This window comes from Microbacterium sp. SLBN-111 (genome assembly GCF_049739645.1).
Classification (GTDB): domain Bacteria; phylum Actinomycetota; class Actinomycetes; order Actinomycetales; family Microbacteriaceae; genus Microbacterium.
Window position 1 is genome coordinate 1,787,167 of record NZ_JBMGQH010000001.1, and the last position, 16,427, is coordinate 1,803,593.

General features: G+C 72.6%; 13 protein-coding genes and 1 pseudogene. 9 read left to right on the forward strand and 5 right to left on the reverse strand.

Annotation, left to right across the window (positions count from 1 at the left end; all coding sequences use genetic code 11):
- The first annotated feature begins 163 nt into the window (after positions 1–163).
- From RKD05_RS08425 to mtnK, 4 genes are read left to right on the forward strand one after another with little or no spacing between them, the layout of a single operon-like run.
- Positions 164–1,258: a substrate-binding domain-containing protein gene (locus RKD05_RS08425; protein WP_424709345.1), complete on the forward strand. Its 1,095-nt coding sequence runs from the start codon at positions 164–166 to the stop codon at positions 1,256–1,258.
- On the forward strand, positions 1,255–2,814 hold the full coding sequence (locus tag RKD05_RS08430; protein ID WP_424709346.1) for a sugar ABC transporter ATP-binding protein: 1,560 nt from the start codon (positions 1,255–1,257) through the stop codon (positions 2,812–2,814). The genes RKD05_RS08425 and RKD05_RS08430 overlap by 4 nt, the downstream gene beginning before the upstream one ends.
- Positions 2,811–3,857 carry an ABC transporter permease gene (locus RKD05_RS08435; protein WP_424709347.1) on the forward strand — a complete coding sequence of 349 codons (1,047 nt, stop codon included), beginning with the start codon at positions 2,811–2,813 and terminating at the stop codon, positions 3,855–3,857. The genes RKD05_RS08430 and RKD05_RS08435 overlap by 4 nt, the downstream gene beginning before the upstream one ends.
- The gene (gene mtnK / locus RKD05_RS08440) at positions 3,854–5,050 is read left to right on the forward strand and encodes an S-methyl-5-thioribose kinase (RefSeq protein ID WP_424709349.1); all 1,197 of its coding nucleotides are present in this window, start codon (positions 3,854–3,856) and stop codon (positions 5,048–5,050) included. The genes RKD05_RS08435 and mtnK overlap by 4 nt, the downstream gene beginning before the upstream one ends.
- Positions 5,051–5,195: 145 nt before the next feature.
- Here the strand turns inward: mtnK and mtnB are convergent, their stop codons facing one another.
- From mtnB to RKD05_RS08455, 3 genes are read right to left on the reverse strand one after another with little or no spacing between them, the layout of a single operon-like run.
- Complete coding sequence (mtnB, locus tag RKD05_RS08445; protein ID WP_424709351.1) at positions 5,196–5,828, reverse strand: methylthioribulose 1-phosphate dehydratase; 633 nt, start codon at positions 5,826–5,828, stop codon at positions 5,196–5,198.
- On the reverse strand, positions 5,825–6,526 hold the full coding sequence (gene mtnC, locus RKD05_RS08450) for an acireductone synthase (protein WP_424709353.1): 702 nt from the start codon (positions 6,524–6,526) through the stop codon (positions 5,825–5,827). The genes mtnB and mtnC overlap by 4 nt, the downstream gene beginning before the upstream one ends.
- Positions 6,523–7,692 (reverse strand): hypothetical protein, encoded by a 1,170-nt coding sequence (locus RKD05_RS08455; RefSeq protein ID WP_424709355.1) that lies wholly within the window; start codon positions 7,690–7,692, stop codon positions 6,523–6,525. Before RKD05_RS08455 ends, mtnC begins: the two co-directional genes overlap by 4 nt.
- A 333-nt stretch (positions 7,693–8,025) precedes the next feature.
- Here RKD05_RS08455 and ddaH point away from each other — a divergent pair, with 333 nt between their 5' ends.
- Both ddaH and rocD read left to right on the forward strand, forming a co-directional pair.
- A complete protein-coding gene (ddaH, locus tag RKD05_RS08460) occupies positions 8,026–8,910 on the forward strand; it encodes a dimethylargininase (protein WP_424709356.1) in 885 nt (294 codons plus the stop codon).
- Positions 8,907–10,122, forward strand: a pseudogene (rocD, locus tag RKD05_RS08465) (ornithine--oxo-acid transaminase). Before ddaH ends, rocD begins: the two are co-directional and overlap by 4 nt.
- A 50-nt stretch (positions 10,123–10,172) precedes the next feature.
- On the opposite strand, the gene RKD05_RS08470 reads toward rocD, so the two are convergent.
- The gene (locus RKD05_RS08470) at positions 10,173–11,708 is read right to left on the reverse strand and encodes a molybdopterin-dependent oxidoreductase (protein WP_424709357.1); all 1,536 of its coding nucleotides are present in this window, start codon (positions 11,706–11,708) and stop codon (positions 10,173–10,175) included.
- A gap of 147 nt (positions 11,709–11,855) precedes the next feature.
- On the reverse strand, positions 11,856–12,779 hold the full coding sequence (locus RKD05_RS08475; protein ID WP_424709359.1) for an SDR family oxidoreductase: 924 nt from the start codon (positions 12,777–12,779) through the stop codon (positions 11,856–11,858).
- A 207-nt stretch (positions 12,780–12,986) separates the two neighbouring features.
- On the opposite strand from RKD05_RS08475, the gene RKD05_RS08480 reads away from it, so the two are divergent.
- The 3 genes from RKD05_RS08480 to RKD05_RS08490 all read left to right on the forward strand — a co-directional run bounded on the left by RKD05_RS08480 (position 12,987) and on the right by RKD05_RS08490 (position 16,379).
- On the forward strand, positions 12,987–13,826 hold the full coding sequence (locus RKD05_RS08480) for a helix-turn-helix transcriptional regulator (RefSeq protein WP_424709360.1): 840 nt from the start codon (positions 12,987–12,989) through the stop codon (positions 13,824–13,826).
- Positions 13,827–13,929: 103 nt separating this feature from the next.
- Positions 13,930–15,087, forward strand: a complete 1,158-nt coding sequence (locus tag RKD05_RS08485) for an alpha/beta fold hydrolase (protein ID WP_424709362.1) — start codon at positions 13,930–13,932, stop codon at positions 15,085–15,087.
- A 110-nt stretch (positions 15,088–15,197) separates the two neighbouring features.
- Positions 15,198–16,379, forward strand: coding sequence for a zinc-dependent alcohol dehydrogenase (locus tag RKD05_RS08490; RefSeq protein ID WP_424709364.1), 1,182 nt, complete (start codon positions 15,198–15,200; stop codon positions 16,377–16,379).
- Positions 16,380–16,427: the final 48 nt, after the last annotated feature.

Sequence of the window (16,427 nt, forward strand, 5' to 3'; positions counted from 1 at the left end):
TCGCCCCCGGCGAGGGCCCGGGGCGTTCCCGCCGCACCGACCCGTAACAAACCGCAACCTCGGACGGTTCCGCACAGCACGCGCTGATTTACTGCTCGACGGCCGCCGCCCCACAGCACCCGACGCGGCTTCCCGCACCCGACCTCCTCCGAAGGGGACCCCCGTGTCCGTTCGTTCCCACCGCTGGGCGACGCTCGTCGCCACCGCCGGCATCGCCGCCCTCGCCCTGACCGGCTGCGCCCAGCAGAACACCGCCGCGCCCGCCGCCTCGTCCGCGCCCGTCCAGAAGGCCGAGAACCTCCCCGCGCCGTTCGACGGCGCACCGCTCAAGGTCGCCCTCGTCCAGCAGTCCGGCGCCGGTGACTTCTTCACCGCATGGACCGCCGGCGCGAAGGCGCAGGCCGCCGCGATCAACATCGACCTCACGGTCTTCGACGCGCGCAACGACAACGCCAAGCAGGCGTCCGACCTCGAGCAGGCGATCGCCGCCAAGCCCGACGCGATCATCGTCGACCACGGCCAGACCGACACGATCGAGCCGCGCGTGCACGCGGCGGTGGATGCCGGCATCCCGGTCATCGTCTACGACCTCGCGCTCAAGGACTCCACTGGTGTCGTCGTGACCTCGCAGTCAGATGCCTCGATGGCGCAGGGCGTCCTCGACCAGCTCGTGAAGGACAACGGCCAGGGCGCCAAGGTCGGCCTCGTCAGCGCCGAGGGCTTCGCGCCGCTCGACCGCCGCAAGAAGGTGTGGGACGAGGTCATCGCGAAGAACGACCTCGACCAGCTCTTCTTCACCGGCAAGGTGACCGAGTCGACCGCGACCGACAACATCCCGCTCGTTGACGCCGCGCTCAAGGCCAACCCGGGCGTGCAGGCGATCTTCGCCCCGTACGACGAGATCACGAAGGGCGTCGTCCAGGCCGTCGAGCAGAACAACCTGCAGGACAAGGTCAAGGTCTACGGCATCGACATCTCCAACGCCGACATCGAGGTCATCACCGCCGACGGCAGCCCGTGGGTCGCCACGAGCGCGACCGACCCGTCGGCCGTGGGCGCCGGTGTCGTGCGCGCTCTGGCGCTGAAGCTGGCCGGCCAGCTCACCGAGGACACCGTCCAGTTCCCCGCCGTGACGATCACGCGCGACTTCCTCATCGAGAAGGGCATCACCAACGTCGCCCAGCTGCGCGAGGCCGAGCCGTCGCTGCTGCTCAACGACACGGTCGTGGCCGACTGGCTGCCGGCCGTCTCCGGATGACCTTTCCGCTCTCGCACGCCGCTCAGGTGAACGACGCTCCCGTCGTCCGCCTGAGCGGCGTCGGCGTGCGGTTCGGCACCAACCAGGTGCTCCGCGACGTCTCGCTCGACCTGTACCCGGGGAGCATCACGGCGCTCCTCGGGACCAACGGCGCGGGCAAGTCGACGCTCATCGGCGCGATCTCCGGCGCCAACGCGGCGTACACGGGGGAGATCGCGGTCGAGGGGTCGGCGCAGCGCCTCACCTCGCCCGCCCGCGCCCGCCGCGCCGGCATCGAGACCGTGCACCAGCGGATCGCCGACGGCATCGTGCCCGGGCTGAGCGTCGCCGACAACCTCGCGCTCACCGACCTCGCGACCGGAGGTCACCGCCTCGTGCGCCGGGCGGAGGCGGAGCGCGTGGCTCGTGCGGCGCTCGAACGGCTCGGCCTGTCGTGGTCCGACGAGGTCTTGCGAGCGGATGCCGCGCGCCTCGGCACCTCCGATGCGCAGCTGCTCGTGCTCGCCCGCGCCCTGCGCTCGACCCCGCGCCTGCTGATCCTCGACGAGCCCACCTCGGCGCTGACCGCGGCGGAGGCGGACCGCCTGTTCGCCGTGCTGCGGGTGCTGCGCGACGAGGGCCTGTCGATCCTGTTCGTCAGCCACCGCTTCGGCGAGATCGAGCGACTCGCCGATCGCATCGTCGTCCTGCGCGACGGCCGCCTCGAACTCGAGTCGGGGCGTCCGTTCGACTGGACCGCCGCGCTCGAGGCGATGCTGGGCGTCCCCACCGAGCTGCAGCAGCACGTCACCGAGCCGCTCCCCGCGGGCGCGGAGGTCCTCGCGGTCGACGGAGCCGTGCTGCTCCCCGGCAGCGAGCCGCTGAACCTGGAAGTCGCCGCGGGCCAGGTGACTGGCATCCTGGGTCTGCTCGGGGCCGGGAAGACCGAGCTCGCCGAACTCATCGCGGGCGTCCGTGTCGACGGTGACGCGCGCCTACGACTGGACGGCGCACCGTACCGGCCCTCCTCGCCCGCCGCGGCGAAGGACGCGGGCGTCGTGCTCGTGCCCGAGGACCGCCAGCGTCAGGGCATCCAGCCCGGCTGGTCGATCGGCCGCACCGTCGGACTCCCGGTGCTCCGGCAGATCTCGCGCTGGGGCGTCGTCTCGCCGGGCCGGGAGCGCGCGGCCGCCGACGACGTCATCGACGCGTACGGCGTCGTCGCGCCGTCCGCCGACACGCGCGTCGACGACCTCTCCGGCGGCAACCAGCAGAAGGTCGTCGTGGGGCGGTGGCTCCGTACCGGGCCGCGGCTCGCCGTGCTGGACGAGCCCTTCCGCGGCGTCGACATCGGCGCCCGCCGCCGCATCGGCGACGCCGCCCGCGACCGCGCGGCCGAGGGCGCCGCCGTGATCGTGCTCTCCAGCGACGTCGACGAGATCCTCGACGTCGCCGACCGCATCGTCGTCCTCGTCTCCGGGCGAATCGCCCTGGACACCCCCGCCGGAGTGCTCGACCGCGCGCGCATCGTCGCCGCGCTGCTCGACGACCCCGGCCACCGGAAGGAAACCGCATGACCACCGCTCTCGCTCCCGCGCGGGTGAGCGTCGGATCCCGGATCGTGGATGCCATCGCCAAATGGGGCTTCGTCGCCGTCACGGTCCTGCTGATCGCGTTCTTCGCCGTCAGTCAGCCGGCGTTCGCGACCCCCGAGAACCTCGTCGGGATGCTGAAGTACATCGCCCCGATCGGCATCGCCGGCCTCGGCGTGACCCTCGCGATGACCGTCGGCGGACTCGACCTCTCGGTGGGCGCCAATGCCGGATTCGCGGTGTCCATCGCCGCGTGGACCATGGTGATCGCGAACCAGGTCGGCGGGATCGCCGTCGGCGTCGTGCTGCTCTCCGGCGCCCTCATCGGCGCGATCAACGCCGCGCTGATCGTGTTCGCCCGCATCCCCGACCTGCTGGCCACGCTCGCGACGATGTTCACCGTCGTCGGGCTGAAGCTCATCATCGTCGACGGAAAGTCCATCTCGTCGCAGATGACCCTCGACGACGGCACCACCGCACCGGGCCGTTTCACGCCCGACTTCGTGTGGTTCGACCGCGGCTTCATCGGGCCGATCTCGGTGCCCGTGGTGCTCTTCCTCGGGCTCACGGTCGTGCTGTGGTTCGTCCTCGACCGCACCCGCTGGGGTCGCGCGCTCGCCGCCGTCGGCTCGAACCCGGAGGCCGCGCGCCTCGCCGGTGTCCGCGTCCGCGCCTACCGCGCCGCCGCGTACATCGGCTGCGGGATCCTGGCATCCATCGCCGGTCTCATCCTCGCCGCCCGCATCGGACAGGGCGACGTCTCGGCCGGCAACAGCCTGCTCCTGGATGCCGTGGCCGTCGCGCTCGTCGGCGTCTCTGTGCTGGGCATCGGGCGCCCGAACGCGTGGGGCACGGCGCTCGGCGCGGTCCTGGTGGCCGTGATGGTCACCGGGTTCTCGATGATGGGCCTGCCGTACTACATCCAGGACTTCGGGAAGGGCCTCGTGCTGCTCGTGGCCCTGCTGTTCAGCTTCACGTTCCGCCGTCGCAAGACCACCATCGTCGCCGGGAGCACCACCGCATCATGACCGTCCTCACCGATCAGCTGACCGTCGACACGGTCCCCGCCTACCTCGCGGCGCGCCCGCACCTCTCGGGGCCGGTGGATCCGGCATCCATCGTGTCCGTCGACGAGGTCGGTGACGGCAACCTGAACCTCGTCTTCATCGTGAAGGATGCCGCGGGCAACGGCGTCGTCGTGAAGCAGTCGCTGCCGCACGTGCGAGTCGACCCGTCCTGGCCGCTCACGCGCGAGCGGGCGGCGCGCGAGGCCGTGGTGCTCGGCGTGCACGAGCGGATCGATCCGGCGCACGTGCCCGCGTTCCACGGCTTCGACGCGGAGAACCTCGCGCTGTCGATCGAGGACCTGAGCGACCACGCCGTCTGGCGCGGGGAACTCAACGCCGGGCGGCTGCACACGTACGCCGCGGCGCAGCTCGGCGAGTACGTGGGGGCCGTCGGCTTCGCGACGAGCGCCTTCGGAACGCCCGGTCCCGAGCGCCGACGCGCGATCGCCGCCGCGACCAACCCGGAGCTGAGCGAGATCACCGAGGACCTGGTCTTCACCGAGCCGTACGTCGACCACGAGCACAACGGGTGGCTGGCCGCGAACGACGAGGACGTGCGGGATCTCCGCGCCGACCGGGCGTTCGTGCGCGAGATCGGCCTGGCCAAGCTGCGGTTCCAGGAGAGCACGCAGAGCCTGCTGCACGGCGACCTGCACACCGGGTCGGTGTTCGTGCGCGCCGAGGGGGAGTCGGTGCGGGCGTTCGACTCCGAGTTCGGCACGTACGGCCCCACGGGCTTCGACCTCGGTGCCGTGTGGGCGAACCTCGTGATCGCCGCCGCCCGAGCGCACGTGCTCGGACGGACGGCGGATGCCGAGGCGCTGGTGACGCTGCCCGTCGAGCTGGTCGACGCGTTCGAGGCGGAGTTCCGCCGCCGCTGGCCCGAGCGCGTCGACCCGCGCGTGTACGGCGACGAGGTGCTCGAGCGCACGCTGGCGGTCGTGCGATCGGATGCCGCGATCTACGGCGCCGCGAAGGCCGTGCGCCGCATCGTCGGGTTCTCGAAGGTCGCCGACATCCAGTCGCTGCCGGAGCCGGAGCGCGCCGTCGCGGCGCGTTTCGTGCTGCGCGCGGCCCGGACCCTCGGCACCGCGCGGTTGGAGACCGCCGACCCGCGCGCGCTCACCGCGCGGACGGTGGCGCTGCTCGGCTGACGCGGTCGGGGCACGGCCCCGTCCGCGCGCATAAACGCTGCGCGTCGGCCGAAACGCCCTCTCCGAGCGTTTCTGCCGAGCCGGAGCGTTTATGCGGGGGCTGGTCCTGGCCGCAGCGCGGCCGAGCGGTGACGGATGCCGAGGACTAGCGCGTCGCGACGGTGAAACGCAGCAGCCACTCGGCGATCTCGAGGTGGCGGCGGGCGGCGGCGATGTCCTCGCCCCACGCGTACATGCCGTGGCGCGCCACGATGAGCGCGGGGACCTCGGGCACCTCGGCCGTGGCAGGAACGTAGACCTCGTCGAAGCGGGCGGCCTCGACCGTCATGTCCTGGTCGTTCGCGATCACCGGGATCGTCACGGTCTCGCCGTGCGCGCGATGGCCGATGCCCTTGAGCATCTCCATGTCGCGGATCTCGACGCCGGCCGGCCACCGGTGCCCCGCGACGACCGCGTCGAACGCGTGCACGTGGAACACCGCTCCCGCGCCGGTCCGCGCGGCGATGTGTGCGTGAAGCCCCGCCTCGGCGGACGGGGGCCGCGGATCGTCGGGGTCGATCGCCGCGCCGTCGGCGTCGATGAGCACGACGTCGCGGTCGGTGAGCTCGGACTTGTCGAGACCGGATGCCGTGACCGCGAGCACGAGCGGATCGCGGTCGATCACGACCGAGAGGTTGCCGGAGGTGCCGCGCATCCAGCCGTACCCCGAGAAGCGCGAGGCCTCCGCGGCCAGGGCGGCGCCGGCTTCCTGCACGCGCGCGGTCAGGGGGAGGCTCACCGCGACAGCTCGATCTCGTCGAAGGATGCCACGGACGGCGCCGCGAACTCCGCGCCGTGCCAGGGCTCGCCGGCGCGATCGAGCGCGACGACCTGCCAGCCGGCCGCCAGCGCCGCGGCGACCTCGTCGGGGTGGTCGGTGAGGAACAGCGCACGCTCGGGAGCGACGCCGAGGGCCGCGGTGATGCGGTCGTATGACCCGGACTCCTTCTTCGGCCCGGCGCTCACCGTGTCGAAGAAGTCCTCGACGAGCGGCGTCAGATCGCCCTGCGGTGCGTGGCGGAACCACGGCACCTGCGACGCGACCGACCCGGACGAGTACACCGCGAGCCGGATCCCGGCCTCGTGCCACGCGCGCAGGCGCGGCGGCACGTCCTCGAAGAACTGCGAGTGGATCTCGCCGGCCGCGAAACCCTCGGCCCACAGGATGCCCTGCAGCGTCTTCAGCGGCGTCGACTTCACATCGGATGCCATGAGCTCGCGCAGCGCGTCGGCGACCTCGGCATCGGTGGCGTCGGCATCCAGTCCGGTCTCGGCGATCGCGTCCGCGCGGGCGGCGCGCACGGTGTCGTCGTCGCGGGCGAGCAGCGCGTCCAGGCGCGGGCGGGCGTAGTCGTACAGGTCGCCGAGGATGAACCCGGCGGCGCTCGTCGTGCCCTCGATGTCGAGCACGACGACGTCGGCGGAGATGGCGGTCATTGCGGGTCCTCGTCGGGGGAAGCGGGCACGGAGCGGAAGGCGATGGTGTCGGGCTGCACGGTCGCGGCGACGGGCGCGGGCTCGGCGGGCGAGCGGCGGCGCCGGAGCGCGGGCGCGGGCGCCTCGGCATCCGGATCCGTCGCGAAGTGCTCGCCGACGTTCGCCGGGGCGAAGGTGCCGCGACTCGTCGCGATGCGCGTCACGAGGCGTGGCGGGGTGACGTCGAACGCGGGGTACCACGCGTCGGTCACGAGTGGGCTCGCGGTGCGCTGCCCGAGCACCTCGAGAACCTCGCGCGGGTCGCGGTCCTCGATCACGACGTCGGCGCCCGTCGGAGCACCGGGGTCGGGCGCCTCGACCATGGCGTAGTACGGGATGCCGAACGCCGCCGCCGCGGCCGCGTGCGCGAGCGTTCCCACCTTGTTCACCACGGATCCGTCGAGCGCGACACGGTCGGCGGCGGTGACGACGGCATCGATCGGTCCGGAGCCGACGCCGCGCGGCGAGGCGAGGGCCGCCGCGGCCATGCCGTCGGTGATCAGCGTGACCTTCTGGTCGAGTTCGCGCAGCGAGTGCGCGGTCAGTCGCGCGCCCTGCAGGTACGGGCGGGTCTCGGTGGCGATCCACTCGATCTCGCGGCCGGCCTCGCGCGCCGCGGCCACGAGTCCGAACAGGTACGCGTCGGCCCAGCAGTGCGTCAGGATGCGCGGCGACTCCGGCAGCAGCGACAGCGTCGCACGACCGAGCCGCAGGCTCGCTTCGCGGTAGTCGCGGTCGACGGCCGCGGCCGTCTCGAGCGTCACGGACACCAGGGCGTCGGTGTCGTCGGCATCCCGTCCGGCCGCGAGGATCCGGGCGACGGCATCGCGTGGGTGGGCGTTCGTCGGGCGGGCGGTGGCGAGGGCGCGGCCCGCGCGGCCGAGCGCGGTGCGCGCCTCGCCGAGCGGCAGCCCCCGCACCTGCAGCGCGGCCAGGCCCATGCCGGCGGTCGCGGCGTACAGGGGCCCCGAGCTCTGGGTCACCATGTCGCGGATCGCCGCAGCGACCTCGTCGGGGGTCGTGGCATCCACCCATTCCACCCGCGCGGGGAACACGCGGCGATCGAGGATGCGGACGACACCGGCCGACTCGTCGAAGACGACGGAATTCTCGAGCGTGGCAGACATCGCGACGATTCTCCCATGCACCTCCGACACGACCGGCGCCCGTGACGCCGCGCGACGCGCCGGCTCCGCGATTCGCGCAACCTCCGCGATCCGCGCATCCTCCGCGATCCGCGCAACCTCAGTCGGAGCCGACCGGATGCCGCTGACCCGGCGCGAATCGCTGAGGTTCCGCCACGCCCGCCCGGCGGCTCGCGCGCGCCCGCGCCCGCGTGAGACAATGGCCGCGGCGTGCTCGGACCGACCTTTCCCCGCACGGCGCGAAGGCGCCGCCGGGTCGAAGGGCCACCGGGCCCAGAGGACAGCGTCCGCCGCACCTTCTCCTGAGGAGCAGAGATGTCCGCGAACCCCACCGCCGCCACCGCCGAGACCGCAACGGTCGAGCGCGTGCAGCAGCACCGCCGCTACCTGATGTGCCGGCCCGAGCACTTCACCGTGAGCTACAGCATCAATCCGTGGATGGAGCCGTCGCGCCCCACCGACACCGCCCTGGCCCTGCGCCAGTGGCAGTCGCTCTACGACACGTACACCGAGCTCGGCCACGAGATCGAGCTCATCGACCCGCTCGAGGGTCTGCCCGACATGGTCTACACGGCCAACGGCGGCTTCGTCATCGACGGCGTCGCGTACGGGCCGAAGTTCCGCTTCCGCGAGCGCGCCAACGAGGCGCCCGCGTTCATCGACTGGTTCGCCGCCAACGGCTTCGAGGTCGCCGAGCCGGTCGAGGTCAACGAGGGCGAGGGCGACTTCCTGCTCGTCGGCAACACGATCCTCGCCGGCACCGGCTTCCGCTCCACCGGCGACAGCCACCGCGAGGTCGGCGAGGTGTTCTCGCGCGAGGTCGTGTCGCTGACGCTCACCGACCCGCGGTTCTACCACCTCGACACCGCGATCGCCGTGCTCGACCCCGTCGAGGGTGCCGGCGGCGTCGAGAAGGCCAACATCGCGTACCTGCCGAACGCGTTCGACGAGCGCAGCCAGGCGATCCTCCGCGAGCGCTACCCGGATGCCATCCGGGTCTCGGATGCCGATGGCGCGGTGTTCGGCCTGAACTCCGCCAGCGACGGCAAGAACGTCATCATCTCGCCGCGCGCGAAAGGCTTCGAGGCGCAGCTGCGCGAGCGCGGCTACACGCCCGTGCTGGTCGACCTGTCCGAGCTGCTGCTCGGTGGCGGCGGCATCAAGTGCTGCACGCTCGAACTGCGCGGGGGCACCCGATGAGCACCGCCGTCGACGACCTCGGCGCGCAGCTCATCGCCGCCGAAGGCGCGCACCTCGCGCACAACTACCACCCGCTGCCGGTCGTCGCGGCGCGCGCCGAGGGCGTCTGGGTCACCGACGTCGAGGGCAAGCGCTACCTCGACCTGCTGTCGGCGTACTCCGCGCTGAACTTCGGCCACGGGCACCCGGCGATCCTCGCCGCCGCCCGCGAGCAGCTGGAGCGTCTGACGCTCACGAGCCGCGCCTTCCACAACGACCAGCTCGGTCCCTTCGCCACGGCGCTCGCGCAGCTGTGCGGCAAGGATCTCGTGCTGCCGATGAACACCGGCGCGGAGGCGGTCGAGACCGGCATCAAGGTCGCCCGCGCGTGGGGCTACCGGTCGAAGGGCATCGCCCCGGATGCCGCGACCATCATCGTCGCGAACGGTAACTTCCACGGCCGCACCACGACGATCGTCGGTTTCAGCGACGACCCCACCGCGCACGACGACTTCGGTCCGTACGCGCCCGGCTTCGTCCATGTGCCCTACGGAGACGCGGATGCCATCGCCGCCGCGATCGACGAGAACACCGCCGCGGTGCTCCTCGAGCCGATCCAGGGCGAGGCCGGCATCATCATCCCGCCGGAGGGGTTCCTCCGCCGGGTGCGGGAGATCTGCACCGAGAACAACGTGCTGTTCATCGCCGACGAGATCCAGTCGGGCCTCGGCCGCGTGGGCGAGACGTTCGCGTGCGACCGCGAAGGCGTCGTGCCCGACGTCTATCTCCTCGGCAAGGCGCTGGGCGGTGGCATCCTGCCCCTGTCCGCCGTCGTCGCGAACGAGGACGTCCTCGGCGTCATCCGTCCCGGTGAGCACGGCTCGACCTTCGGCGGCAACCCGCTCGCTGCCGCGGTGGGACTGCGGTGTCGTCGAGATGCTGGCATCCGGAGAGTTCCAGACCCGCGCGAAGGCGCTCGGCGAGCACCTCGCGCAGGGGCTCGAGTCGCTCGTGGGTCACGGCGTGACCGCGGTGCGCGTGGCAGGGCTCTGGGCCGGCGTCGACATCGACCCGGCCGCGGGCCGCGGGCGCGAGATCGCCGAGAAGCTCCTCGCGCGCGGCGTGCTGGTCAAGGACACGCACGGGCAGACGATCCGCATCGCGCCGCCCCTGACGATCCGCGCCACCGAGATCGACTGGGCCATCGAGCAGCTGCGGCACGTCCTGCCCTGAGAGCGCGACTCACGCGAGAGCCTCCGCCACGTGCGGGGGCTCTTCGCGTTTCACGCGACGGTGAGCGTCAGCTCGTCCCAGCCGGTCGCGCCGTCGGGGGCGGGCGCGGCGCGCTGCTGGGTCTGGGTCTCGCCGGTGGCGGACGTGGCGCGGCAGCGGATCGTGTGCGTTCCCGCCGTGGCATCCCACGGCAGGCTCCACTGCACCCACGTGTCGGACGAGATCGCCGTTGCGAGCTTCGCCGGCTGCCACGCGCCGTCGTCGATCTGCACCTCGACGCCCGAGACGCCGACGTGGGTCTGCCAGGCGACTCCCGCGATCATCGTGGAGCCGGCGGTGACGCGCGCGCCCGCGCGGGGGACGTCGATTCGGGATGCCAGTTTCACCGGGCCGCGCGCCGACCATCCGCGCGAGGTCCAGTAGCCCTCGGCGACCGCGTACTGCGTCACCTCGAGCTCGGTCACCCACTTCGTCGCGGAGACGTAGCCGTACAGGCCCGGGACGACCATGCGGACCGGGAATCCGTGCGCGATCGGGAGCGGCTCGCCGTTCATCCCGATCGCGAGCAGCGCGTCGCGCTCGTCGGTCAGCGCTTCGAGCGGCGTCGAGGCGGTGAAGCCGTCGATCGAGTGCGAAAGGACCATGTCGGCACCCGCCGTCGGCTTCGCCCGGGCGAGCAGCTCCCGGATCGGGACGCCCAGCCAGCGCGCCGTGCCGATCAGGTCGCCGCCGATCTCGTTCGACACGCACACGAGCGTCGCGACGGTCTCGCGCTGGGGGAGGGCGACGAGGTCGTCCCAGGTCAGCACGACCTCTTCCTCGACGAGCCCGTGGATGCGAAGACTCCACGTCGAGGGATCGACCTGCGGCACCACGAGCGCGGTGTCGATGCGGTAGAAGTCCGCGGCCGGCGTGATCACCGGCGCGAGGCCGTCGATGCCGAGCTCCGCCGCGGCCGGGACGGGCGTCGTGGTCGCCGGGGTCGGCAGGCGGAGGGCGGAGCGGACAGTCGACGCCGCCTGCGCGCCCCCGCGGACGGCCGCGGAACCGACCGCGGCGAGGGCACCGACGACGACCGCGACGCCCGAGAACGCGAGGACGTTGCGTCGGGACGGGCCGGTGGTCTCCGCGGGGGCGGCACTCGTGCGGCGGAGGCGCGCGATGAGCAGCGCTCCGGTGATCACGGCGACGGCTCCCGCAACGAACGACGGAGCCGGCGACAGGACGTCGGCATCGGCCCGCGTCATCGACACGATCACGCCGACGACACCGAGTCCGCCCAGGATCACGCGCCCCCACGGCGGGCGGCGGCGTTCGAGCACGCCTGCGGCGGCGGCGACCGCCAGGAGGAGGATCGCGATGCCGACCAGCAGGGCGGCCTTGTCGTTCGTGCCGAACCAGCTGATCGCCAGGTCTTTCCCCCACGGCGGTGCGATGTCGATCATCCCGCCGCCGATGACGGCGAAGGGGCTCGCCGACGGCGCGACCACGGCCGCGGTGAGTTCGCCGAGTCCCGCGCCGAGCACGGCGGCCGCGACGCCGGCACCGGCTGCGAGCAGGTCGAGGGAACGGGAAGCAGAGGCCACGTTCGGAGCATAGGCAGCGCACGGGGAGCGGGCGCCGTGGCATCCCGAACTCACAGCCAACCGGAACGCGGGTGACCTGCGTGAGGGGTCAAGAATTGTCGCCTTGACCCGTGTGCAGGCGACAATTCTTGACCCCTCACGCGCTGATCACACCCCCGCCAGCTGCTGCGACTCGTCCCAGACGCGGCGGGCCTCGTCGAGGTCGCGAAGGGGGCGGTACAGCGCGTGCGTGGTCGGGGCGCCGCCGAGGTTCATCAGGCCGCGCGGACCGTACAGCACGTCGCTGCGCGGGTCCGTGGTCGTCGCCGCGAGCAGTGCCGGCTGCGCGGCCGAGGGGACGGTGCCGAGCAGGATGCCATGACGCGACATCCAGCGGATCGCGCGCACCGCGGGGACGTCGGTGGTGCGGCCGATCTCGGGGCGGGCGGCCAGGAGGTTCGAGGGCGCGACGCCCGGGTGCGACACGACGCTCGTGACGCCCCAGGCGCCCTCGCGGCTACGCCGATCGAGTTCCCGCGCGAAGAGGCCGAGGGCGATCTTCGACGCCGAGTACACCCGCTGGCCGTCGTACGAGCGTTCGGCCTGGAGGTCGTCCCAGTCGATGCGTCCGCTGCGCGCGGCGATGCTGAGCTGCGTCACCACCCGCGCCCGCCCGGCGACGAGCAGCGGAAGGATGCCACCGACGAGCGCCACGTGACCGAGGTGGTTCGTGCCGAACTGCAGCTCGAACCCGTCCGCCGTCGTCTGCCGCTCGGGCGGCGTCATCACGCCCGCGTTGTTGACGAGCAGGTGCACCGGCCGCCCGTCCGCGCGGAGCGCGTCGGTCAACGCCGCGACGCTCGCGAGCGACGACAGGTCGAGATCGTGGAGCTCGACGCGGGCGCCGGGAACGCGCTCGCGGATCGTCCGCACGGCACGGTCGCCCTTCGCTCGGTTGCGGACGGGCAGGACGACCTCGGCGCCCGCCGCGGCCAGGCGTTCGGCGATCACGAGGCCCATGCCGTCGCTGCCGCCGGTCAGCACGGCCCGGCGGCCGGCGAGGGAGGGAAGGGGGATGTCGATGTCGGTCATGGTGTCTCCTCGGTCGGGGTCGGTCCCAGCGTGCGTCCATGGGCCGCACCCGAACCAGGACCCGTCGATCCCCGGCTGAGCGGACCGCGTCTCCCGCCCCGCCCGAGCCGCGTCTCCCGCCGAACCGCACCGCGTCTCCCGCCGAACCGCGGAGAGGGGGATCGCCGCGTCCTGGATCCGCGCCCGACCGACGGGTAGACAGGGAGCATGATCGACCGAACGGCCCTCGCGGACTTCCTCCGCACCCGGCGCGAGGCGCTCCAACCCGAGGACGTCGGGATGCCGCGCGGCGCACGGCGTCGCACGCCCGGGCTCCGGCGCGAGGAGGCCGCGGCCCTCGCGCACATGTCGACCGACTACTACGCGCGGTTGGAGCGGGAACGCGGACCGCAGCCGTCGCCCCAGATGCTCGCCGCGATCGCGCAGGGCTTCCACCTCACGCGCGCCGAGCGCGACCACCTGTTCCGGCTCGCCGGTCACGTGCCCGACGAGCGCTCCGCCGCGGGCGAGCACGTCAGCCCGGGGCTCCTCCGCATCCTCGATCGCCTCGACGACACCCCCGCCGAGATCGTCACCGAACTCGGCGAGACGCTGCGGCAGTCGCCCTTGGGCGCCGCCCTGGTCGGTGACGCGTCGCTCCGGTCGGGGCCCGAGCGGAGCCTCGGCTACCGGTGGTTCAGCGATCCCGCGTCGCGGGCGCTGTACGCGCCCGAGGAGCACGAGTTCCTCAGCCGGCTCTTCGCCGCCGGGCTGCGCGAGCTCGCGGGCCGCCGCGGCCCGGGTTCTCGAGCCGCCGCCCTCGCCGACGATCTGCTCGAACGGAGCGCGGAATTCCGGACCCTGTGGGCCGCGCACGAGGTCGGACTGCGCCCGAGTGCGACCAAGCGGTTCGTGCATCCCGCGGTCGGCGCGCTCGAGCTGCACTGCCAGTCGCTGGTCGACCCCGAGACGTCGCATTCGCTGCTCGTCTACACCGCGGTCCCCGGCAGCGAGAGCGCCGAGAAGCTCCGGCTCCTGGCGGTCCTGGGGCCGTCAGTCGCCGCATGAGCCGCACGAGCCGCGTGAGTCGCCAAAGAATGTCGCCTGGGCCCGCTGTGAAGCGACAAATCGTGGCGACTCACGCGCGCAATCCGCGGGTACCGTCGGGGGCATGCGCGAGCGAGTGAGGACCGTGCGGCGCCCGGCGGTGGACGGGGTGCCGCCGTTCGACCTCGCGTACGTCCGCACCGGTCCGCGCACCGCGACCCCGGCCCTGATCATCCCGGGCGGCCCGGGACTGGCATCCGTTCTGCCCTACCGCGGACTCCGCCGGCGCGCCGCCGAGGGCGGACTCGACGTCCTGATGGTCGAGCACCGCGGGATCGGGCGCTCGCGCCACGACCTCGCCGGCCATGTCCTGCCGCCCGACGCGATGCGCATCACGGCGGTCCTCGACGACATCGCGGCGGTGATGGATGCCGAGGGCGTCGACCGGGCGTACATCGTCGGGTCGTCGTACGGCAGCTATCTCGCGTCGAGCTTCGGCGCTCGGCATCCGGACCGGGTCGCGGGCATGCTGCTCGACTCGGCGCTGCAGTCCGCCGACGACCTCGCGCTCGAGCGGGCGCGTCTACGGGCCCTCTTCTGGGATGCCGACGACGACCTGTCCCGCGGCGTGCGGCGTCTCGTCGAGGACGGGATCGACGAGCGCGTCGTGCTCGACGTCGTCCGCGCGGCCTACGAACTCGCCGGCCCGGAACTGCTGCGGACGCTCATACGGCACCGCCCCGGACTCGCGTGGCGCGCGCTCGCCGCGTACGCGACGCGCGACGCCTCGATCGCGCGGGTCCCGGGCATCTACGAATTCGACGTCGTCGGCACGATCGCGTTCCGCGAGCTGCACTACGGCGCCCCACCCGACGGACTCCCGCTCGACCCGGCGCTCACCTACGCCCCGCTCGCGGAGCGTTTCCCCGCCTTCGCGGGAGAGCCCTACGACCTGACGACCGCCGCCGCGGTATTCTCGTGGCCCCTCGTGGTCCTCTCGGGCGATCGCGACCTGCGGACTCCGCCGGCGATCGCCGAGCGGGTGGTGCGGACGGCTCCGGATGCCACCCTGGTCCGGCTCCACAACGGACACAGCGCCCTGGACACCCACCCCATGGCGCTGCTCAACGCCACGCGACGGCTCGTCCGCGGCGAGCAGGACCGGCTGCCCGCCGACGAGCCCGCGCTGGATCGGCTCCGCCGCACCGGCGTCTCCGCGCGGTTCCCCCGGGTGCTGCAGGCCCTGTCCCAGGCCGACACCGCCCTCCGCCCGCGGCTCTGAGCCCTGGCATCCGTCCCCCTGTCGACCGGCGGCCGGTTCGTCAACGGGGTCGGTCGATCACGAGCCGCGGATGACACTGGCCCCTCGTTCCCCCGACGAGAGGCAGCACGATGAAGGCATTGACCTGGCAGGGCAAGCGCGACGTGAGCGTCGAGGAGGTCCCCGACCCGCAGATCCTGGAACCGACCGACGCGATCGTGAAGATCACGTCCACCGCGATCTGCGGCTCCGACCTGCACCTCTACGAGATCTTCGGGCCGTTCATCGACCCCGGCGACGTCCTCGGCCACGAGCCGATGGGCGTCGTCGTCGAGGTCGGCTCGGCGGTGACGAACCTCGCGGTCGGCGACCGCGTCGTCATCCCGTTCAACATCTCCTGCGGGCACTGCTTCATGTGCCGGCGCGGGCTGCAGTCGCAGTGCGAGACCACGCAGGTGCGCGAGTACGGCAGCGGTGCGGCGCTGTTCGGCTACACCAAGCTGTACGGCCAGGTCCCCGGCGGTCAGGCCGAATACCTGCGCGTCCCGCTCGCGGACTACAACCACATCAAGGTCGGGTCCGACCTCCCCGACGACCGGTACCTGTTCCTCAGCGACATCGTGCCGACGGCGTGGCAGGGCGTGCAGTACGCGAACGTCCCGGACGGCGGCACGCTCGCGGTCATGGGCCTGGGCCCCGTCGGACAGTTCGTCTCGCGCATCGGCGTGCATCTGGGATACCGCGTCCTCGCGGTCGAGCCCGTGGCCGAGCGCCGCGCGATGGCCGAGCGACATGGCGTGGAGACCTTCGACCTCACCGACACGGTGATCGACGAGCTGCGCGACCTCACCGAGGGTCGCGGCGCCGACGGCGTGGTCGACGCGGTCGGTATGGAGGCGCACGGCAACGGCGGCATCACCTTCGCGCAGAACGCGATCGGCCTGCTCCCGGATGCCATCGCCCAGAAGCTCATGGACACCGCCGGCCTCGATCGGCTCGCCGCGATGCACGCCTCGATCGACGTCGTCCGCCGCGGCGGAACCGTGTCGCTCAGCGGTGTCTACGCCGGGGAGGCGGACATCCTGCCGATGAAGACGATGTTCGACCAGCAGCTGAACCTGCGGATGGGCCAGTGCAACGTCAAGCGCTGGATCGGCGACCTGCTGCCGCTGGTGGAGGACCCCGCCGACCCGCTCGGCGTGATGGACCTCGTGACGCATCACGCGCCCCTCGAGGACGCCCCCGGCCTGTACGAGACGTTCCAGAAGAAGGAGGACGGCTGCATCAAGGTCGTGCTGCAGCCGGGTTCCTGACAGGCGTCGCGCGGGCACGTACCGTCGTGCGGAGTCCGGCGGCGGCGC